Origin of the sequence: Paenibacillus sp. FSL H8-0537 (assembly GCF_038051995.1) — a bacterium.
GTDB lineage: Bacteria > Bacillota > Bacilli > Paenibacillales > Paenibacillaceae > Pristimantibacillus.
Map to the genome: position 1 here is coordinate 2,058,729 of NZ_CP150290.1, position 18,900 is coordinate 2,077,628.

At 50.8% G+C, this 18,900-nt stretch carries 20 protein-coding genes; 18 read left to right on the top strand and 2 right to left on the bottom strand.

Going from position 1 to position 18,900, the window contains the following annotated elements:
• Position 1: 1 nt before the first annotated feature.
• From nikB to yajC, 13 genes are all read left to right on the top strand, one after another.
• Positions 2-931 (top strand): nickel ABC transporter permease, encoded by a 930-nt coding sequence (gene nikB / locus MHB80_RS08660; RefSeq protein ID WP_341281768.1) that lies wholly within the window; start codon positions 2-4, stop codon positions 929-931.
• A gap of 15 nt (positions 932-946) precedes the next feature.
• A complete protein-coding gene (gene nikC, locus MHB80_RS08665) occupies positions 947-1,774 on the top strand; it encodes a nickel transporter permease (RefSeq protein WP_341281769.1) in 828 nt (275 codons plus the stop codon).
• A gap of 1 nt (position 1,775) precedes the next feature.
• On the top strand, positions 1,776-2,552 hold the full coding sequence (locus MHB80_RS08670) for an ABC transporter ATP-binding protein (protein ID WP_341281770.1): 777 nt from the start codon (positions 1,776-1,778) through the stop codon (positions 2,550-2,552).
• Positions 2,549-3,382, top strand: coding sequence for a dipeptide/oligopeptide/nickel ABC transporter ATP-binding protein (locus tag MHB80_RS08675; RefSeq protein ID WP_341281771.1), 834 nt, complete (start codon positions 2,549-2,551; stop codon positions 3,380-3,382). Before MHB80_RS08670 ends, MHB80_RS08675 begins: the two co-directional genes overlap by 4 nt.
• Positions 3,383-3,500: 118 nt before the next feature.
• The gene (locus MHB80_RS08680; protein ID WP_341281772.1) at positions 3,501-4,208 is read left to right on the top strand and encodes a BofC C-terminal domain-containing protein; all 708 of its coding nucleotides are present in this window, start codon (positions 3,501-3,503) and stop codon (positions 4,206-4,208) included.
• Positions 4,209-4,386: 178 nt separating this feature from the next.
• Positions 4,387-4,890, top strand: a complete 504-nt coding sequence (gene ruvC, locus MHB80_RS08685) for a crossover junction endodeoxyribonuclease RuvC (RefSeq protein WP_341281773.1) — start codon at positions 4,387-4,389, stop codon at positions 4,888-4,890.
• A complete protein-coding gene (ruvA, locus tag MHB80_RS08690) occupies positions 4,887-5,525 on the top strand; it encodes a Holliday junction branch migration protein RuvA (protein ID WP_341281774.1) in 639 nt (212 codons plus the stop codon). Before ruvC ends, ruvA begins: the two co-directional genes overlap by 4 nt.
• A gap of 20 nt (positions 5,526-5,545) precedes the next feature.
• Positions 5,546-6,550: a Holliday junction branch migration DNA helicase RuvB gene (gene ruvB, locus MHB80_RS08695; RefSeq protein WP_341281775.1), complete on the top strand. Its 1,005-nt coding sequence runs from the start codon at positions 5,546-5,548 to the stop codon at positions 6,548-6,550.
• A 1-nt stretch (position 6,551) separates the two neighbouring features.
• Positions 6,552-7,019, top strand: a complete 468-nt coding sequence (locus MHB80_RS08700; RefSeq protein ID WP_341281776.1) for a DUF393 domain-containing protein — start codon at positions 6,552-6,554, stop codon at positions 7,017-7,019.
• Position 7,020: 1 nt separating this feature from the next.
• Positions 7,021-9,117, top strand: coding sequence for a SpoIID/LytB domain-containing protein (locus tag MHB80_RS08705; protein ID WP_341281777.1), 2,097 nt, complete (start codon positions 7,021-7,023; stop codon positions 9,115-9,117).
• Between the two features lie 10 nt (positions 9,118-9,127).
• On the top strand, positions 9,128-10,174 hold the full coding sequence (queA, locus tag MHB80_RS08710) for a tRNA preQ1(34) S-adenosylmethionine ribosyltransferase-isomerase QueA (RefSeq protein WP_341281778.1): 1,047 nt from the start codon (positions 9,128-9,130) through the stop codon (positions 10,172-10,174).
• A 38-nt stretch (positions 10,175-10,212) separates the two neighbouring features.
• The gene (gene tgt / locus MHB80_RS08715) at positions 10,213-11,349 is read left to right on the top strand and encodes a tRNA guanosine(34) transglycosylase Tgt (RefSeq protein WP_341282908.1); all 1,137 of its coding nucleotides are present in this window, start codon (positions 10,213-10,215) and stop codon (positions 11,347-11,349) included.
• Between the two features lie 15 nt (positions 11,350-11,364).
• The gene (gene yajC, locus MHB80_RS08720; protein WP_341281779.1) at positions 11,365-11,685 is read left to right on the top strand and encodes a preprotein translocase subunit YajC; all 321 of its coding nucleotides are present in this window, start codon (positions 11,365-11,367) and stop codon (positions 11,683-11,685) included.
• A 142-nt stretch (positions 11,686-11,827) separates the two neighbouring features.
• Here the strand turns inward: yajC and MHB80_RS08725 are convergent, their stop codons facing one another.
• On the bottom strand, positions 11,828-12,220 hold the full coding sequence (locus tag MHB80_RS08725; RefSeq protein ID WP_341281780.1) for a TIGR04086 family membrane protein: 393 nt from the start codon (positions 12,218-12,220) through the stop codon (positions 11,828-11,830).
• Between the two features lie 153 nt (positions 12,221-12,373).
• Between MHB80_RS08725 and MHB80_RS08730 the strand changes: the two genes are divergently transcribed.
• Together MHB80_RS08730 and MHB80_RS08735 are read left to right on the top strand one after the other, a co-directional pair.
• Complete coding sequence (locus MHB80_RS08730; protein ID WP_341282909.1) at positions 12,374-13,690, top strand: ArsB/NhaD family transporter; 1,317 nt, start codon at positions 12,374-12,376, stop codon at positions 13,688-13,690.
• 137 nt (positions 13,691-13,827) lie between these two features.
• Positions 13,828-14,652 carry a DUF421 domain-containing protein gene (locus tag MHB80_RS08735; protein WP_341281781.1) on the top strand — a complete coding sequence of 275 codons (825 nt, stop codon included), beginning with the start codon at positions 13,828-13,830 and terminating at the stop codon, positions 14,650-14,652.
• A 56-nt stretch (positions 14,653-14,708) separates the two neighbouring features.
• Here the strand turns inward: MHB80_RS08735 and spoVB are convergent, their stop codons facing one another.
• Positions 14,709-16,274, bottom strand: coding sequence for a stage V sporulation protein B (gene spoVB / locus MHB80_RS08740; RefSeq protein WP_341281782.1), 1,566 nt, complete (start codon positions 16,272-16,274; stop codon positions 14,709-14,711).
• 160 nt (positions 16,275-16,434) lie between these two features.
• Here spoVB and MHB80_RS08745 point away from each other — a divergent pair, with 160 nt between their 5' ends.
• The 3 genes from MHB80_RS08745 to secF all read left to right on the top strand — a co-directional run bounded on the left by MHB80_RS08745 (position 16,435) and on the right by secF (position 18,899).
• Positions 16,435-16,674 (top strand): post-transcriptional regulator, encoded by a 240-nt coding sequence (locus MHB80_RS08745; protein ID WP_341281783.1) that lies wholly within the window; start codon positions 16,435-16,437, stop codon positions 16,672-16,674.
• 82 nt (positions 16,675-16,756) lie between these two features.
• Positions 16,757-17,989, top strand: coding sequence for a protein translocase subunit SecD (gene secD, locus MHB80_RS08750; RefSeq protein WP_341281784.1), 1,233 nt, complete (start codon positions 16,757-16,759; stop codon positions 17,987-17,989).
• On the top strand, positions 17,979-18,899 hold the full coding sequence (secF, locus tag MHB80_RS08755) for a protein translocase subunit SecF (protein WP_341281785.1): 921 nt from the start codon (positions 17,979-17,981) through the stop codon (positions 18,897-18,899). Before secD ends, secF begins: the two co-directional genes overlap by 11 nt.
• Position 18,900 lies beyond the last annotated feature (1 nt).

An 18,900-nucleotide genomic window follows, 5' to 3' on the forward strand; every position in this document is an offset into this window, starting at 1 on the left:
TATGCTTCGTTTTTGGCTCGAACGCGCCATGCAAATGCTGCTTGTCATTTTTTGCGTAGCGACGCTGACCTTCATTTTAATGAGGGTATCTCCGGGCGATCCGGCGAGAATTTTGCTGACCACGCACAATATCCCGGCTTCTCAGGAGGCGATTGACGCACTGCGGGAGGAAATGGGGCTGACAGACTCCTTATGGAGCCAATATATACGCTGGCTTGGCGATGTATTTACATGGCAGTGGGGGACATCTTATATGTCCAAGGAGCCAGTTGCCGGCGAATTGCTTAAAAGGCTGCCCGCCACACTGGAGCTGGCCTCGGCTGGTGCATTTGTCATGCTGCTGGCAACCTGCCTCATCGGCCTCGCCACCGCAATCTTTTCAACAGGGCTGCTTGACCGGATGGGCCGATTGATGGCGCTGCTTGGCGCCTCGATCCCCTCCTTTTGGCTCGGTTTTTTATTGATTTATTTTTTCTCGGTCCGTCTTGGCTGGCTGCCTTCCATGGGACGCGGCGGCCTTGCTCACCTCTTAATGCCGGCGGTTACGCTTGGGCTCGGACTTGGTGCGGTATATGCCCGGGTTTTGCGGACGAATATGCTCGAGATGAACAGCCAGAACTTCGTCAAGGCATCGCGTGCGCGAGGCTTGTCCAAGGGGAGGATTTTAATCTTCCAAGTGTTTAAGCATGCATTTTTGCCGATTTTATCGATGCTGGGGACAAGCTTTGCTTTTATGCTGGGGGGGAATGTGATCGTTGAGACGATCTTCTCTTGGCCCGGCGTAGGCAAATATATTATTGAAGCGATAACGGCGCGGGATTATCCGGTCATTCAAGGTTATGTGGTATTCACTTCCTTCTTGTTTGTCGCGATCCATTTAGCGGTGGAAGTTTTTTATGTGCGCTTGGACCCGCGGCTGCGGGCAAGCTAGGAGGTACCCTTTTTTATGCAGACCCTTTTTCAGAAAAAGAATACAAGCCTGCTGCTTGGCATCGGCCTATTTGCAGTCATCGTACTGCTGGGCTTGCTTGCCCCATGGCTCGCGCCTCATAACCCGCTGCAGGTCAATTTATCCAATCGGCTTCTGTCGCCGAGCGGCGAATACCCTTTCGGCACCGATCATTTGGGGCGCTGCATTTTATCTCGTATTTTATACGGCATTCGGACGACTGTTTCGATTGCTTTTGTTATTTTGGGATTGAGCTTATGCATTAGCTTGCCGATCGGGCTGTTGACCGGCTATTTTGGCGGACGCACCGATCATTTTTTCATGCGGCTGATGGACGGCACGCTCGCTTTTCCCGATTTTGTGCTGACGATTGCGATTGTGGGCATTCTCGGACCCGGGTTTACGAATATGATCCTTGCGATTGTTATCGTGAGGTGGGCCAATTATGTCCGGCTTATCCGCGGGCTTGTGCTTAAGGTGAGCAAGGAGGATTACTTAATTACAGCGCGCATGTCGGGTAATTCGCATTTGCGAATTATGCGCCGTTATATTTTGCCGCAGATTGCAGCGCCAATTGCTGTATTTAGTACGCTGGACATTGGCAAAATCGTGCTGCTCATCGCCGGTCTATCTTTCCTTGGCCTAGGCGTGCAGCCGCCGACTCCTGAATGGGGCGTCATGCTGCATGATGCTACACGTTATTTTCAGCTGGCGCCGCATGTCATGATTTTTCCGGGGCTTGCGATCGTGAGCTTCGTGTTATCATGCCAATTAATTGGCGACCGATTTAAAGAGCAGAACGCTTACGTTCCGAAAGAGGTGTAAGATGGCGGAAAGCAGCACGAACATTATCAATAGCGTGGGCCTTAACGATGCCCCGCTGCTCTGCGTTCAAAATATAGAAATTTCCCGGCAGCAGGCTGGAAAATGGTGCCCTATCGTCCAAAATGTTTCCTTGGAGCTTCATGCTGGTGAAATGGCTGCGCTTGTAGGGCCGAGCGGCTGTGGCAAAAGCATGACGGCCCATGCGCTTGTCGGGCTGCTGGAAACCGGGCTGTGCCTGACAGGCGGGCAAATTTTTTACGGGGGCGATGATATTTCCCGTTATGATGAGCGCCGCATGCAGCAGCTTCGCCGAGAGGAAATCGCCTTGCTCATTCAGCATTCGCTAAGCGGACTTGATCCGATCCGCACGGTGCGCAAGCAGATGGTCGAGACGCTGAAGCTGCAGGCGAAGCGATCGCGCAAAGAAATGGAATCGTATTTGTATATGCTGCTGGAACGTATTGGCTTTGCGGACCCTGAACTGATATTGGACGCATACCCTTTTGAGCTAAGCGGAGGCATGCGCCAGAGGGTGCTGCTTGCGATGATGCTGAGCACGGAGCCGACGCTGTTTATTGCCGATGAGCCAACGACGGCGCTGGATGCCCTCAATCGCGACCGGGTTTTAGCTTTGCTAAAGCAGCTGCAGGCGGATTTTGGCCTGACGGTGCTGCTCATTTCGCATGACGAGCAAAGCGTCCGCAAATTCGCGGATCGTGTGATTACGATGCAGCCCAGCGGGATAACCTCAGTCCAAGCGAGAGGAAGCGCCCTATGATCATATTGGAGTTGCGTCAGGTGTCCAAGGCATATCCGCTGCGGCTGCTCAGAAGGCGGGGCGGGCTCAAGGCGAAGGATGGCAAGGCGTCCGTTCAAGCTGTGAAGCAGGTAGATCTTGCGCTGCACCTTGGTGAAACGCTTGGGCTTGTTGGAGAAAGCGGCAGCGGGAAAAGCACATTGGCCAAGCTCATTATGAAGCTTGAAACGCTGAGCTCCGGGCAAATTTTGCTCGGCGGCCAGTCTATTCATGGACCTCATATGAAGGATCTGCAGGTATACAAAAGCGTACAGCTTGTGCTTCAGGATTCTGCATCCTCGCTGCATCCCCGAATGCTTGTGAAGGAAGTACTTGCGGAGCCGCTGCGCAATTTTGACGCGAAGCGTCCGCCGGAAATTCGGGAGGCCAGCGTGCAGCTTATACGTGCCGTCGGCTTGGATGAAAGCTTCTTGGAGAAGCTGCCGCATCAGCTAAGCGGCGGACAGAAGCAGCGTGTATGCATCGCAAGAGCGCTGGCCGTGCAGCCGGATTTAATTATTTTCGACGAGTCGTTAGCCAGTCTCGATCCTTTATCGCAGGCATCTATTGTGAAGATGCTTCAGCAAATTCAGCGGCAGAAAGAGCTGTCCTACTTATTCATTACGCATGATCTGGGGCTTGCCCGTCAGCTGTGCGACCGAGTTGCCGTCATGTATCAGGGCGAAATCGTAGAAACGTTTAGCCAGTGGGAGGAAGGCAAGCTCAAGCATCCGTATACCCATGCTTTATTTGCGACGCTTGCTGAGGCTGTAAATGTGGGTTCTGCTGAATACGTGGAAAACGCTGAGTAGAAGGTTGTCGGTAGAACGAAGAAAAGCTAGCTCGCCCGCTGCGTTTCTCTTACGCGCATAATATTGGAAGCTCAGTGGAACCCTATGCAATAAAAGAGCACAAAGGGGTTCAATCATAATGCTAATGAGCTTATGGAAGCAGCTAAAAAGAAAGCTTCGCCGCCGTCCGCTATGGACGCTGGGCAGTATCGCCTTGCTTACCATAACGCTAGCGGGTGCTGTCTGGCCTCTTGGGAAAGCGGCTGCCGCCGTCCACTTGACAAGCGTCGTCGCCAATTTTGCCGATTCAGCGTCTGTGGCTAATGCCGTAGGAGCAGCTTTTAGTTCAGGAGCCGTCAGCGGCCCCTCTGCTGACTTGCGGCGCGAGCTGCGAGAGCAGCAGGAGCCAGTGAGCGTCATGCTGCGCCGCTACTATTTATGTGGGCAGGAGAGCAGGCCGCTTGGCCGTATGACCTCGCTCCAGTTGATCCGGCTGCTGGAGGCAAATAGCGGTTGGCACGCCACCTTCGATAAAACGAAGAACCGGGTGCTGGTGGAGCAGACGGTGGATGAGTTTTCGAAGCATTGCCAGAATGAAGCGTATATGGGCGTAGATAAGCAGGGGAATTTATCGCTGTTTGAAGGGGCGCCCCAGCAGGAGAAGGTGCTGCGAACTTTTTTTCAACTGGATATTCGGTATATGGAAAGCAGCTTGCCTCGTGATAAAGTAGAACAGCTGTCGCATGGGATTAAAATTAATGACATCGATGAATTTAACAGCGTCCTGTCTACCTTTAGCGACTATGAGCTGGGACATGGCAAATCCACTAAACGATCGGCTTATTAGATGAAAATAGCAGCCCGGAGGACGTTCTTATAGAGGACGTCCTCTTCTTGTTGTATAATGAATGATGGTGCAAAGAAAAGCGACTGCTCCTAAGCACTTTCCTCAAACGCATGTTCTCATCCTTTCTGTCTTTTGGTATAATAGGAGAAATAAACGGCAGGAATAAGGAGTTGGCGGTTTGCGCGTTCTAGGCATAGATCCCGGTATTGCGATAGCGGGTTTTGGTTTCATTGATAAAGAGGGTCATAAGCTTAAGCCCGTTCAGTATGGCTGTATTCAGACGGAGGCGCATACGCCGCCCGAGGAGCGGCTCATTCAAATTTATGATTCAGCTGTTGCTCTAATGGATAAGTACAAGCCCGATTCGGTTGCGGTGGAGAAGCTGTTCTTTAACCGGAACGTATCAACGGCGTTTGCGGTTGGGCAGGCGCGCGGGGTTATTATTTTGGCGGCGGCGCAGCGCGGGCTTCCGGTTGCGGAATATACGCCGCTGCAAGTTAAGCAGGCCGTTGTAGGCTATGGCAAGGCGGAGAAGCGCCAAGTGCAGGAGATGGTTAAAATGTTCTTGAATTTATCGGCCATTCCGAAACCCGATGATGTAGCAGATGCGCTGGCAGTGGCTATTTGCCATGCTCATTCGGCGGTTTTAGTCCAAAAAATAAATGAGGCGGGACGATCATGATTGATTTTTTACGAGGTATAGTGTCCCATGTCGAGCTGGAGTATGTGGTGCTGGATGTACGGGATGTCGGTTACCGGGTGTTTACGCCGAATTCGTATGCGTTAGCGAAAAAGGAAGAAGCCGTCACCCTTTATATTCATCATTCCGTCCGTGAGGATGCGATTTTGTTGTACGGGTTTGCAACGCGCGAGGAACAGACGCTGTTCCGCAAGCTGCTGGAAGTATCGGGCATTGGTCCGCGCGTGGCGCTGGGCATACTCGCAGGAGGCAAGCCGGAAACGGTTATTGCTGCCATTCAGCAGGAAAATATTACGTTTCTTACGAAGCTGCCCGGAATTGGCAAGAAGACGGCGCAGCGGATGATTTTGGATTTGAAGGACAAGCTTGCGGGCATCGCAAGCGATGCGGCGGTGCTGTCGGCGGCGGGCGCTTACCTGGAGCCCGATTTATTCCAAAGCGGCAGCGGCCAGGGAGCGGGAACCGCTTGGGAAGAGGCGCGTGAGGCGCTCGCAGCGCTCGGATATACAGCTGCGGAGCTTGATCGGGCTTGGCATGGCTTGCAGCAGACGGTTGTTCCAGAGGAGACGGTCGATTCCCTCATGAAGCGCGCTTTGCAGCAGCTGTTTAAAGGTTGACGAAAAGGAGCTGAGCACGGATGGACGAAAGAATTATTTCCGCCAACCTTATGATGGATGATCAGGCGGTGGAGCTAAGTCTGCGTCCTCGTTATTTGGCTGAATATATCGGTCAATCGAAGGCGAAGGAAAATTTGAAAGTGTACATAGACGCAGCAAAGCTTCGCAAGGAAGCGCTCGATCATGTATTGCTCTACGGACCGCCCGGACTTGGGAAAACAACGCTGTCGAACATCATCGCCAATGAGCTTGGCGTAAACCTGCGCACGACATCGGGACCAGCCATTGAGCGCCCAGGCGATCTCGCTGCTCTGCTGACGAATTTGCAGGAGGGCGACGTGCTGTTTATCGATGAAATCCATAGGCTGCACCGTACAGTGGAGGAAGTGCTTTACCCGGCAATGGAGGATTACGCGCTCGACATTATGATTGGCAAAGGCCCAAGCGCAAGGTCTGTACGGCTTGATTTGCCGCCTTTTACACTGATTGGCGCGACGACAAGGGCGGGGCTGCTTTCCGCTCCACTGCGGGATCGCTTCGGCGTCATCAGCCGGCTGGAGTTTTATACGGTCGATGAGCTTGCTTATATTATTTCGCGCTCGGCGGAAATTTTTGATATTTCCATCGTAGGCGAAGCCTCTCAAGAAATTGCGCTGCGCTCCCGTGGAACACCGCGGATTGCCAACCGCCTGCTTAAGCGGGTAAGGGATTTTGCCCAAGTGCGCGGCGATGGCATTATAACAGACGAAATAGCAAGCTCAGCTCTGGAGCTGCTGCAGGTGGATCCGATGGGCCTGGACAGCATCGACCATAAAATGCTGCAATCCATGATGACGACATTTGCCGGGCGCCCAGTAGGCTTGGATACAATTGCGGCTACAATTGGCGAGGAAAGCCAGACAATAGAAGATGTGTATGAGCCTTATTTAATGCAGATCGGTTTCCTCCAGCGTACACCGCGCGGACGGATGGCGACCGAACAGGCTTATCGCCATTTAGGCATTCCTTATCCGGAGAGAAATTAGAATGGCTGGAGCAAGGCAGCGTTTAGCAGAAAAGCTATTTGTCGTCTACGATGGCGAGTGCAATCTCTGTATTGCGACGGTTGCAAGGCTCAAGGAGCTACCGTCGCGGGCCGAATTGCAATTTGTGCAAATTCAGCAATTGGAGCAGCAAGGGACGGTGAGCGTCCCCGGCATTCAGCAGGTGAGTGTGCAGCAGCTTTATGAGAAAATGCATGTTGCGGACAGCAATGGGGTGCTATATGCCGGAGCAGATGGCGTTATTCGTGTGCTGCGGACGGTTAAAGGTCTGGGCGTGCTTTCTCTGCTTTACCGAATACCAGGCATGAGCCGAATAGCGGATGCTATTTATCGCATCATTGCGAGCCGACGTTATGAATGGTTTGGCAGAACGGAGCAAAGCTGCTCGGTTGACGGCTGCGAATATAAGCCGCCAAGGCAGAACAATAATCACCCAGAAGGGGGAAGGTGAGATGAACACCCGCTTTTCGATCAGACGGCTGTCGCTTCTAACTTTAGCTGGGTTATTGCTCATTTCAATGTGGCATGTACAGCCTTCACAAGGAGCCGTACCTCAGCTTGATTCGATACGAGTCGCTATTTTTTTGCAATTTCCGGGGAAATATCAGGTGAATACGGCCGCGGCTACACTCAGCTCGGCGGGCGGCTTGTCCATTGGCGTGAAGCAGCCATCCGGCGCGGAGGAATGGCTGCGGGAATCAGGCAATGTACAGGCCCGATTTGCCAAGGATGATTATAAGGTCAAGGTGCTGGAAACGACCAGCTTCGAAACGGCCCTAAGCGCATATAAACGAGTGCAAACGGCCATGGGCAGCGGTTTTATTACTTCCTTAACGAAGAAAAGCAAGACGGTGTACCAGGTAACAGAAGGTACCTACAAAACCGTTGACGAAGCGAAAACAGCGCTAAGCAAATGGAAGACAGACAGCGAGCTAACGAAGCTTGCCGGCGGCTCCCAGCCGGAGCTGCAAGGTCCGCTTCATCTGGAAAGCACAGGCTACGCTTCTAAAGCTGCGGCTGACAAGGCGGCCGAAGCATTCGAGGCAGCAGGTATTGATACGTATATCGCTGTACGCAAGCCTGCAAGCGGGCTGCGTTATTCGGTTATGGTAGGTGCTGCTGCGAGCAGTGCTGACCTGGACCTTATTAAGGTAGCGACTGGAGCAGCTGGCATCAGCCTGCTGCAGGCCGATGTAAAAACGCCGTATTTGCTGCTGAAGAGCGATCACACGCTGACAGGCAAGGCGGGAAGCCCGCTTACGATGTATACGTTCCCTGTAACAAGCGCCAAAGTGTGGGTAGAGCCGGCAGGCAAAGAAACCATTAAGCTGACGGAGCGTTACAGCCGCACGTATCGCGGAGCGTTTGAATTCAGTGATTTTAATGGCAAGCTTGCAGTCGTAAATGAACTTCCATTTGAGCAGTATTTGTATTCGGTTGTAGGTGCGGAAATGGTTTCCTCTTGGCCCCAGGAGGCGTTGAAAGCTCAGGCGGTAGCCGCTAGAACGTATGCACTCTATCAGGGCTCGGGTTTTCAAATCGCCCATGTGGTCGATAGTGTGAGCAGCCAAGCCTATGCTGGCACAAGCACGGAGAAGCAATCAACGATTCAAGCGGTAGATGCGACGCAAGGCGAGGTTGTACTGTACAAGGGCAAGCTGATCGAGGCGCTTTATTCCTCTAATGGCGGCGGCGCTACAGCGGATGCGAAGGAAGTATGGGGCAATGCAGTCCCCTATTTGACCAGCGTCAAAAGCCCGACCGACAGCTCGGCGGAAAAAGGGCTGTTCAGCTGGTACCGCGTGGTGCTCCCAAGCGGCTTGACAGGCTATATTCGCGAGGATTTGCTTACGGCAACAAGCGAAACGAATCCTGCAGGAATTAAGCTGATGAAGGTTAATACGGACGGCGTAAAGGTACGGAAAATACCGCTCATTCAGGATGATGTTCCGCTAGTAGGCCAGGTTAATTCGGGCGCTAAGGTTGTCGTTTTGGAAAAATCGGTGCAATCGGGCCCGATGTCTTGGGTACGAGGCCCGTTCAGCTCAGAAGAGCTGGTTGCTTCACTCAAAAGCGTCACCACGATATCCGGACCGATTCATTCGCTTCAAGTGAGCAAGACAGGGCAGTCTGGACGCGCTACGGAATTGCTGGCAAACGGCAAAAAGCTGGAGGTCAAATATCCAGATATGCTGCGGACGGCGCTTGGAAGCTTGCCAAGCACCTTGTTCCAAATCGATGAGACGGCACGTGTGACCGTAATTGGAGCGAATAAGAAAACGACAACAAAGCCGGAGAGCGCAGGTGCGGTCTATACGGTTGGGGCAGGCGGCGAAGTGAAGCAAATGGATGCCAAGCTGTATATTATGGGCAGCAAAGGCCAAGTCCGTGAAGCAACCAAGACGCCGAGCTTCCGTTTCGTCGGCACAGGCTTCGGTCATGGCATCGGTTTGTCTCAATATGGGGCGCTAGGCCTTGCCGAGCAAGGGTATGACTACTCTTATATTCTGAAATACTATTATAATGATGTAACTATCGCTAAGGAATGATGACTGACAGATGAACGTAGAAATGTTTGATTTTGAACTGCCGGAGCATTTAATCGCTCAGACGCCGCTGCTGCAGCGGACCTCATCAAGGCTCTTGACGTTGGATCGCAGCAATGGCGCGGTGAACCATGAAAGCTTCACCGATCTGGCACAGCATTTGCATGCCGGCGATGTGCTGGTGCTTAATGACACTAGGGTACTGCCTGCTCGTTTAATTGGTGCGAAGGCGGATACGGGGGCGAAGATCGAGCTTCTGCTGCTTAAGCAGCTCGAAGGAGACCGCTGGGAGGCGCTCGCGAAGCCAGCCAAACGCATGAAGATCGGTACAGAGGTTTGGTTTGGCGACGATGGCAGCGGCCAGCCTCTGCTGCGTGCCTTTGTAGAAGAGGAAGGCGATATGGGCGGCCGCACGATTCGATTTGCCTATTCCGGCATTTTTCAGGAGCTGCTGGAGCGGCTTGGCGAAATGCCGCTTCCCCCCTACATTCGGGAACGTCTGGAGGAGCGTGAGCGCTATCAGACCGTTTATGCCAAGCATGATGGCTCGGCAGCCGCACCGACGGCGGGGCTGCATTTTACAGCCGATTTTTTGAAGCAGCTTGCGGATAAAGGTGTGCGAATTGCCTATGTGACGCTGCATGTAGGACTCGGAACATTTCGGCCGATGTCGGTTGACGTTGTGGAAGAGCATGTCATGCATTCGGAATATTACGAGCTTAGCGAGGAGACGGCGGCGCTGCTGAATCAGGCGAAGGCCGAGGGCGCGCGAATCGTTGCGGTAGGGACAACCTCTGCGCGGACGCTGGAAACCGTTGCGACCCGCTTTGAGAATGAATTCATTCAGGCATGCAGCGGCTGGACTGATATTTTTATTTTTCCGGGCTATTCCTTTAAGCTTGTTAATGCGCTGCTGACCAATTTCCATTTGCCCAAGTCGACGCTGGTTATGCTCGTCAGCGCGCTTGCTGGGCGCGATGCAGTAATGGGCGCGTATGCGGAAGCGATTCGTGAGGAATACCGTTTTTTCAGCTTCGGCGATGCGATGTTTATTTATTAATAGTAGAGCAACAAAATTAAAGAGGACAGGAAGCGTGAATTGTGGCTGTAACCTATGAATTGTTAAAAGTGTGCAAGCAGTCTGGAGCGCGGCTCGGCCGCGTCCATACACCCCATGGCGTAATCGAGACGCCGGCTTTTATGCCGGTGGGAACCCAGGCGACGGTAAAGACAATGAGCCCGGAAGAGCTGAAGACAATGGATGCTCATATTATTTTGAGCAATACGTACCATCTGTTTTTGCGTCCCGGACATGATTTGATTAAACGCGCAGGCGGATTGCATAAGTTTATGAACTGGGACCGTCCGATTTTGACTGACAGCGGCGGCTTTCAGGTGTTCAGCTTGAGCGAAATGCGTAAAATTACCGAGGAAGGCGTCCAGTTCCGTTCCCATTTGAACGGAGATAAGATGTTTTTGTCACCGGAAAAGGCGATGGAAATTCAAAATGCGCTCGGCTCTGATATTATGATGGCATTTGATGAATGCCCGCCATATCCGGCTGAGCATGCTTATGTAAAACAGTCGCTTGAGCGCACGACACGCTGGGCTGAGCGCTGCCTTGAATCCCATGCTCGTCCACAAGACCAAGGTCTGTTCGCAATCGTCCAGGGAGGCATGTATGAGGACCTGCGCATCCAGAGTGCGAAAGATTTGACTTCCATGGATTTCCCGGGGTATGCTATTGGAGGACTAAGTGTCGGAGAGCCGAAACACTTGATGTATCAAGCACTTGAGTATACGGTACCGCTGCTTCCAACCGACAAGCCAAGGTATTTAATGGGAGTTGGTTCGCCCGATGCGCTGCTGGAAGGATCTATTCGCGGCATCGATATGTTCGACTGTGTGCTGCCTACGAGAATTGCGCGCAACGGAACTACGATGACAAGCGAGGGAAGACTCGTTATTCGCAATGCCAAGTATGCAGAGGATTTTGGGCCACTTGATCCAAAATGCTCTTGCTACACATGCACGAATTATTCACGCGCTTATATTCGCCACTTGATGAAGGCCGATGAAACATTCGGTATGAGATTGACGACTTATCATAATCTACATTTCCTGCTTCAACTCATGAGGGATGTGCGTCAGGCGATTACCGAAGATCGGCTCCTTGATTTTCGCGATGAGTTTTTTGACAGCTATGGGTTGCGGGATAACGATAAAGGATTTTAGAAAGGGGGGATTTCAATGTCACTATGGTTAGCAGATGCAGCTGGAGCGCCTACGAATAGCATTTGGGGAATGGCATGGCCGATACTACTCATGTTCGCCGTGTTCTACTTCTTGCTTATTCGTCCGCAACAGAAGAAACAGAAGCAGCGTACAGCGCTGTTGTCGCAACTGAAAAAAGGCGATAAAATTTCAACAATCGGCGGTATGCACGGTACAATCACAGAATTGACGGATGACACAGTCGTACTTCGCGTCAGTGATACGGTTAAGCTGACGTTTGAACGCAGCGCAATTAGCTCGGTCGTTAGCAGTGCGCCTACGATTTCGAAAGATTAGTAGGATAGCTCCACAAAGCTTGCGCCTTGAAGGTCTAACCTTCAAGGCGCAAGCTTTTTTTAAGATATAAACAAGTATAAGTTACTCCCTTATAATGGGCTTATGTTTCAACCTCGAAATGTTAGCTTTGCCAGCCACCGAATTACTTCTTGAGATTGACGCCAATAACGCCCCCGAAAGCACCAAGCAGCAAAGTAATGCCAAGCACAATCGCGGTATGCAGGGAAAAGCCGGCATCGGCAGCAAGAAAGCCGATTAACAATATGATCACACCATAGAGCAGTCCCAGCAATCCGCCCTGGTACCAGCCTTTCATACCGGAACGCTTGCCCGACGTTAATCCGCCGGCAAAAGCGGACAAGCCATGAATACACGTTGCGAAGGTTGGCAGGCTGCTTTCCTTCATATTGCCGAAGTGCAGCAGAAGCGAGAGCAGCAAAGCGCCTAAAGCAAGCCAAACGATGGCATAAAGGAGACCCGCCAGCATAGGCGAAGCGATCTGGGGCGGCCGCGGCACATGTTTAATGGGATTCATCGATTTCCTCCTTAAATTCCTTTTACTTAAACCATATGGCCAGGCTGTGTGGAATAGTACAAACAAGTGGGAGGGTGGACGAAATTCTATCCGATTACGTATAATGTGAGGGATAAGAAAGGGTGAAGCGAGATGGAAACCAAGGCAGCAGGAATGCTTTACAATCCGGCGGCTTGGCAGGTTATCGCAGTAGCAGTTATTTTTTTGGTAACCTATGCCTTTGTCATTACGGATAAAATCAATCGGGCAGCGGCGGCGCTGGCAGGCGCATTTCTCATATTGGTGCTGGGCATATTGGATCTGCGGTATGCATTTACGGAGGCGGTCGGCTGGCGCGTTATTATGCTGCTCATCGGCATGATGCTGCTTGTCGGCATTTTGAACCGAGCAGGCGTCATCCCATACATAGCGATTAAGCTGGCCCAGTGGGCCCAAGGAAGCTCGTGGAAAATATTTATACTGCTCATTGCCTTAACTGGCATTAGCTCAGCGTTTTTGGACAATGTAACGATTATGCTGCTCGTTATTCCGGTAACGATGTCGATTACAAAATTGCTTAAGCTGAATCCCTACCCATTTATTTTTGCAGAAATTGCGGCTTCGAACATTGGTGGAGCTGCTACTTTAATCGGTGATCCGGTTAATATGATTATTGGCGCTGCCAACAAGCAGTTGACGTTTAATGCCTTTATCGTCCATTTAGGACCCGTATCGTTGTTTATTTTGATCGTTACTATTGGTTTATTTTTGTTCGTGTACCGCAAGCATTTTAAGCCTACGCATAAAAGCAAGGAAGCAGACGAGCTAATGAAGCTTTCCGCCAGCTCCTATATTAAAAATCGCCCGCTGATGATCAAATCAGTCATCGTATTTTTGCTAACCATCATTGCCTTTACGCTCCATTCGATATTAGGCATAGAGCCGGCGGCTATTGCGCTCGGCAGCGCGGCATTGCTCATGGTTATCGGTTTAAAGCGCAAGGAGGCAGAAATCGCCTTCCGCATGGTGGATTGGGGCACGATTTTATTTTTTATCGGCTTATTTATTATGGTAGCGGGGCTTTCGGCGACGAATTGGACAAGCCAAATCGCTTTGGTTTTGCTGCAAATGACTTCCGGTAATGCGGATATAGCATCAGTGCTGCTATTGTGGATTTCCGGTATTGCCTCCGCTACGATGGATAATGTGCCGTTTGTGACGGCAATGGTGCCAGTCATTCACGCGATGGGTGCTGAGCTTGGACTGAGCGCGGGTCAAATGGAGCCGCTGTGGTGGTCGCTGTCGCTTGGTGCAAATCTCGGCAGCAACGGCACGCTTATTGGCGCCTCCGCAAACGTAATTGCCGCTGGCCTTGCTCTGCGGGAAGGAAAAAGTTTTCATTTTAGAGCTTTTCTTAAAGTTGGAGCGCCGATTGCATTCATGTCGCTGCTTGTCTCCACAGCTTATGTGTATTTTATTCTGATTCCATAATTTTATGTTTTCCCGCCTTTACCATAAATTCGTGCCTGGCCGTTTCGTATGAGGGACATGGCGGCAGGTGAGAATACGTGTACAGACTGCTCAGGCCAAAATGCAGCAGGCGCGAGCGATGAAGGAGGCGGGATCACTTGGAATTTCTGACCCTTGTGCTGCGTACCGTATTGATTTATTTCATCGTATTTCTCATTATGCGGTTTATGGGGAAACGGGAAATCGGCAAGCTGTCGGTTTTTGACCTGGTTATCTCGGTCATGATTGCCGAAATAGCCGTGATCGTTATAGAGGATTTGGATCGAACGATGTGGGAAGGCATTGTGCCGATGGTTATTTTAATGCTCGTGCAGGTGGGCATGGCTTTTGTGGCGCTGAAAAATCGCAAGCTGCGGCTCTTGTTTGACGGAAAGCCCAGCATCATTATGGCGAAGGGCAAGCTCAATCGCGATGTGATGCGCAAGCAGCGCTACAATCTGGATGATTTTATGCTTCAGCTTAGAGAAAATCAAATTACAAGGATCTCGGATGTGGAATTTGCGATTTTGGAGACGAGCGGCAAGCTGTCGATTATTCCTAAAAATACGGATGGGGCCCCGCCAGAAATGTCGGAGGAGCGCTTGAATGCTGAGCCGCAGCTGAGCAGCAGCGAAGCAGAGCATCAGCTGCGGATGGAAGAAGGCAATAGGACTGAGCAAATTCAGGAATTAACAAGCAAGCTTAGCACAAGGCAAGAATCTAAAGTCATTCCGCCTAAATATCGTTTTGAAATTTTGCCCATTCCGCTCATTATGGATGGCAAAGTACAGGATGAAAATTTGGAGAAGCTGGAAAAAACCCGTTTTTGGTTGAAAAATGTACTGCAGGAAGAAGGTGTGACCGACTTCAAGGAAGTATTCCTGTGTACAATAGATCATAAAGGCAAGCTGTTTTTGGATAAAACGAAAAAGCCGCGAAGGTAGTTTGGGAGCCATAATGTCCCAACCTGTTCGCGGCTTTTTTTTGTACATGTATGCCCCTAGGTCCGTGAAAACCAATGACCGATTTTGGGCAGGCGGGTGAGGTCATGCCGGTCAATAATGTTGGTCCATACCATTAGCGCCAAATATACAATAGCCCCGCATGCACAAGCAACGAGCAAATTCACCCATTCCGCGGCGAGCGGCTCCCGGTTCATGACGAAGCGAGCAGCAGCCCCCATAATCACCATAGCAGAGATGACCTTCATAAAATCGCGCAGCTTCATGCGGAAGCCGATTAGCTTGAGAACGCTAATGCCATGCAGCGCAGTGACTAGTACAATATTCAAATTAATCGCAATCAAAGCGCCGTATATACCAAATTCGGGCTTGGAGGCGAGATAAATAATGAAGCCCAGCTTAATAGCTGCCCCTATTAACGTGTTCATAAGCGCCTTTCCCGGTTTATCCAGCGCCTGGAGAGTGGCTTGCAGTGGAGCCTGCAAATAAATAAAAAGGCCTACAGGGGCAAGCAGTTGCAGCATAGGAGCAATTTCACTGTGGTTGTACAGCATCCGGCAGATCGGCTCGGCAAATAGGCCAAGAATAACGACGAAGGGTGCTCCTGCGACAAGTGCCAGCCTCATGGATTGATGCAAACGCTTATGAATCGTAGCCATATCCCCCCTTGACGCCGCTTCGGAAAGCGACGGAATAAGCGAGGAGGCAAGGGAGTAGGTCAAAGCGGTAGGCAGCAGGATGAGCGGTATGACCATTCCTTGCAGCGCCCCGTATTGCGCTGTAGCAATGCCTGTAGCGATACCTGCCGTAGCCAGACTGCGAGCGGTGAAAATGGATTCCAGCAAATAGGAGAGCGAGCCGACAAGGCGGCTGGCTGTAACGGGTATGGAAAGGCTAAGCAGCTTGCCCATAATGGGTGCCTTATCTTCAGTTGTAGATGGCTTGCTTGCCTCAGCCAGCTGAGCGGGAGTCCTTTTTTCCCTTGCGTATTTCCATAGCAGTACAGCTAGGCCTCCTATTTCTCCAACCACAACGCCAAGCATGGCGCCAGCCGCTGCCCATTCCAAGCCTTTGGGCATGAGGAGCATCGCGAAGCCAAGCGAGAAAATAATGCGCAGCACCGTCTCCACAATTTGGGAGGCCGCAGATGGAATCATATTTTGCTTGCCCTGGAAGTAGCCGCGAAATACAGATGAAATTCCGACGATCAGCAGCATCGGAGTCATGAACAGAAACGTGCGCTGTACACGCTTGTCCGGCAGCAAATGCGCGGTTATCCAAGGCGAGAATAGCAGCAGCAGGCTGGTCAGCGTAATGGCAAGAAAGATCGTAAGCAGCATCGCACTGCGAAAAATTTGGCGGACCCGTCCCTCGTCCCCGTTTGACTGGGCTTCGGCAATCCATTTGGCAACGGCGAGCGGAATGCCGCCGGTAATAATTGTCAGCATGACGGCCAAAAACGGATAGCTCAGCTGATAAAGCCCCACGCCTTCGGCGCCTATAATTCGCGGCAGCGCGATGCGCGGGATGAAGCCGAGAATTCGATTAATGACGCCCGCCGCAAGTAAAATCATGGCCCCTTTTATAAATGTTTGCTTGGTCATACTCGCCCCTCATTCCATTAGCCATATTGTTGCAGTATCATAGTTATGCACGGCATGTCCGAATCATGATTGGATTATGAACATCTCTCCGTGTGCAGGAATATGCGCCCTAGGCAGCGAATAGTAGCAGTCAAGGCGAAAAAGCACGGGAGGCGCGGCTATGGAGGAACAGGACCTGGCTCAGGTAATTGAACAGCTGTGCAACAGCAAGGCAGAGGAGTTTCGGCTTATTGGCTATGAACATGCGAATGGCAAAGATATTTGGGCATGCGTAAGCGCGGGTTATAAAAAGAGCGGGCAGCCAGAGCTGCACAAGCTGGTCAACGACATTTTGTCGCTGAAGGTGACGAGCTTTATGAACTTTTTGACGATTAGCGCTTACCGGGGAACCCATTTCTAAGGGAAGGGTTTCTTTTTTTTGACTCAAAAATTGCTCGCAAGTATAATAGGAATATTGAGATCATAAGGGGGACTTAGGAAATATGAACGGGAAAAGATTATTTGCCTTCCTTGGGATCGTAGTCATCATGTTTGGCGTGATCGCTTGGACGAGCCCATCGCTGGTAAACGGCATTCGGCTAGGCCTGGATTTGAAGGGCGGATTCGAGGTGCTTTATGAGGCAGAACCGCTTACGGCCGGCGATAAAGTAACGCCTACTTTGCTGAAGGATACGGCGAAAAGCCTGGAGGCTCGTGCCGACAAGATCGGTATTTCCGAGCCGGAGATTACGACTGAAGGAACGAACCGCATTCGCGTCAGGCTTGCTGGCGTGACGAATGAGGATGAGGTAAGAGACATCATCAAAAAGCCGGTTAATCTGACGTTTAAAGCGCCAGATGGCACGGTAGAGCTTCAAGGTGATGATTTTGTGCAAAATGCAGCTACGGTCGAATATGATTCGCTGAATAATCCGGTCGTTTCGATTAAGCTGAAAGATGCAAAGAAGTTTGAGGATGTGACGAGGAGACTGACAGGCAAGACGCTAGCCATTTATCTCGACGATGAAATGCTGTCGAATCCGAACGTCAACCAGCCAATCAGCGGCGGAAGCGCGCAAATTAGCGGTAACTTCACGCTGGATGAGGCAAATAACTTGAAAGATACGATTAATCTGGGCGCACTTCCGCTTAAGCTGACTGAGAAATACACGCAAAGCGTAGGCGCAAAGCTTGGACAGCAGTCTCTTGAAGATACCGTTCGTGCCGGCATCATCGGCTCGGCGATCATTTTGGTGTTCCTGATTATTTTGTTCCGCATACCGGGCGTTGTAGCAGGTATTACGGTTATTACCTTTACTTGGATGCTGGTTCTCGTATTCGAGATGTTGAATGTGACTTTAACGCTGCCTGGTATTGCCGCATTTGTTCTCGGGATCGGGATGGCGGTTGACGCGAATATTATTATGTATGAACGGATTAAAGAGGAAATTCGCAGCGGAAAAAGCTTGCTTTCCTCGCTTAAAGCCGGCTCCAAAAACTCGTTCCGCACAATTATGGATGCGAATATTACAAACATGATTTCCTGCGGCGTGCTTTATTACATCGGAAACGGTGCGATCAGAGGCTTTGCACTGACGATGATTTTGAGTATTTTGGTCAGTATCGTTACAAACATTTTCTTCTCACGCCTGCTGATTCATTTGCTGATTCGCAGCAACCTGTTTACTAAACCTAGCTATTTCGGCGTGAAGGAGGCGGACATCCGTGAACTTTAAAACAACGGTGCATTTTGACTTTATCAAGCATAGCAAAAAGTTTTTCATGGCTTCTATTATTTTAACGGTTATAGGAATTATTTCGCTGTTCCTGTTTAATCTGAACTATGGCGTCGATTTTAAAGCGGGTACGAATATGGATATCGTAGTCGGCAAAGCGCTTACCCAAGCGGATGCGAAGGAAGTTTTGGCCACAGCTGGCATTACGAACGTTACACCGACGGTTGGCGGCACGAACGGCGACCGCGTTTCCGCTCGGTTTGAAGAAGTATTGGAGCAAGCGAAGGTAACAGAAATTCAAAATGCCTTTAAAGCAAAATTTGGCGATCAAGTATCTGCAGAGGTCAGTGTCGTATCTCCAGATATGGCGCGTGAGCTAGGCTTCAAGACGATTTATGCCGTTATTATTGCAAGTATTGCGATCATGATTTATGTGATGATTCGTTTCGAATGGCGCTTTGCTTTAGCAGCGAATATTGCCATTTTATATGACGCTTTTGTTGTAGTCGCTGTGTTTTCCATTTTCCGTCTGGAAGTCGACCTGCCGTTTATTGCGGCGGTGCTCACGACAATTGGTTATTCGATTAATGATAAAATCGTTATTTTCGACCGAATTCGTGAAAATCTTCGTTTTGGCAAGCTGAAAACGCGTGACCAGCTCGCAGAAATGGTCAATCAGAGCCTATGGCAGACGATGGCGCGTAATATTTATACGGTGCTTGCCGTTCTCATTATCGCGGTCTGTTTGTTCCTATTTGGAAGCGAGTCGATCAAGCTGTTTGCTTTGGCAAAAATTATTGGTCTGACAAGCGGCGCATACTCGTCGATCTGTATTGCGAGCCCGCTTTGGCTTCTTCTTAAAAGCAAACAAAAGCCTAAAGCAAAGCAGCCTGCCAAGACTGCGGTCTAAC

Excerpts from the sequence above, each read along its gene's own strand:
- nikB (WP_341281768.1), top strand. The coding sequence starts at position 2 with ATGCTTCGTTTTTGGCTCGAACGCGCCATGCAAATGCTGCTTGTCATT.
- nikC (WP_341281769.1), top strand. The coding sequence starts at position 947 with ATGCAGACCCTTTTTCAGAAAAAGAATACAAGCCTGCTGCTTGGCATC.
- MHB80_RS08670 (WP_341281770.1), top strand. The coding sequence starts at position 1,776 with ATGGCGGAAAGCAGCACGAACATTATCAATAGCGTGGGCCTTAACGAT.
- MHB80_RS08675 (WP_341281771.1), top strand. The coding sequence starts at position 2,549 with ATGATCATATTGGAGTTGCGTCAGGTGTCCAAGGCATATCCGCTGCGG.
- MHB80_RS08680 (WP_341281772.1), top strand. The coding sequence starts at position 3,501 with ATGCTAATGAGCTTATGGAAGCAGCTAAAAAGAAAGCTTCGCCGCCGT.
- ruvA (WP_341281774.1), top strand. The coding sequence starts at position 4,887 with ATGATTGATTTTTTACGAGGTATAGTGTCCCATGTCGAGCTGGAGTAT.
- ruvB (WP_341281775.1), top strand. The coding sequence starts at position 5,546 with ATGGACGAAAGAATTATTTCCGCCAACCTTATGATGGATGATCAGGCG.
- MHB80_RS08700 (WP_341281776.1), top strand. The coding sequence starts at position 6,552 with ATGGCTGGAGCAAGGCAGCGTTTAGCAGAAAAGCTATTTGTCGTCTAC.
- MHB80_RS08705 (WP_341281777.1), top strand. The coding sequence starts at position 7,021 with ATGAACACCCGCTTTTCGATCAGACGGCTGTCGCTTCTAACTTTAGCT.
- queA (WP_341281778.1), top strand. The coding sequence starts at position 9,128 with ATGAACGTAGAAATGTTTGATTTTGAACTGCCGGAGCATTTAATCGCT.
- yajC (WP_341281779.1), top strand. The coding sequence starts at position 11,365 with ATGTCACTATGGTTAGCAGATGCAGCTGGAGCGCCTACGAATAGCATT.
- MHB80_RS08725 (WP_341281780.1), bottom strand. The coding sequence starts at position 12,220 with ATGAATCCCATTAAACATGTGCCGCGGCCGCCCCAGATCGCTTCGCCT.
- MHB80_RS08730 (WP_341282909.1), top strand. The coding sequence starts at position 12,374 with ATGCTTTACAATCCGGCGGCTTGGCAGGTTATCGCAGTAGCAGTTATT.
- spoVB (WP_341281782.1), bottom strand. The coding sequence starts at position 16,274 with ATGACCAAGCAAACATTTATAAAAGGGGCCATGATTTTACTTGCGGCG.
- MHB80_RS08745 (WP_341281783.1), top strand. The coding sequence starts at position 16,435 with ATGGAGGAACAGGACCTGGCTCAGGTAATTGAACAGCTGTGCAACAGC.
- secD (WP_341281784.1), top strand. The coding sequence starts at position 16,757 with ATGAACGGGAAAAGATTATTTGCCTTCCTTGGGATCGTAGTCATCATG.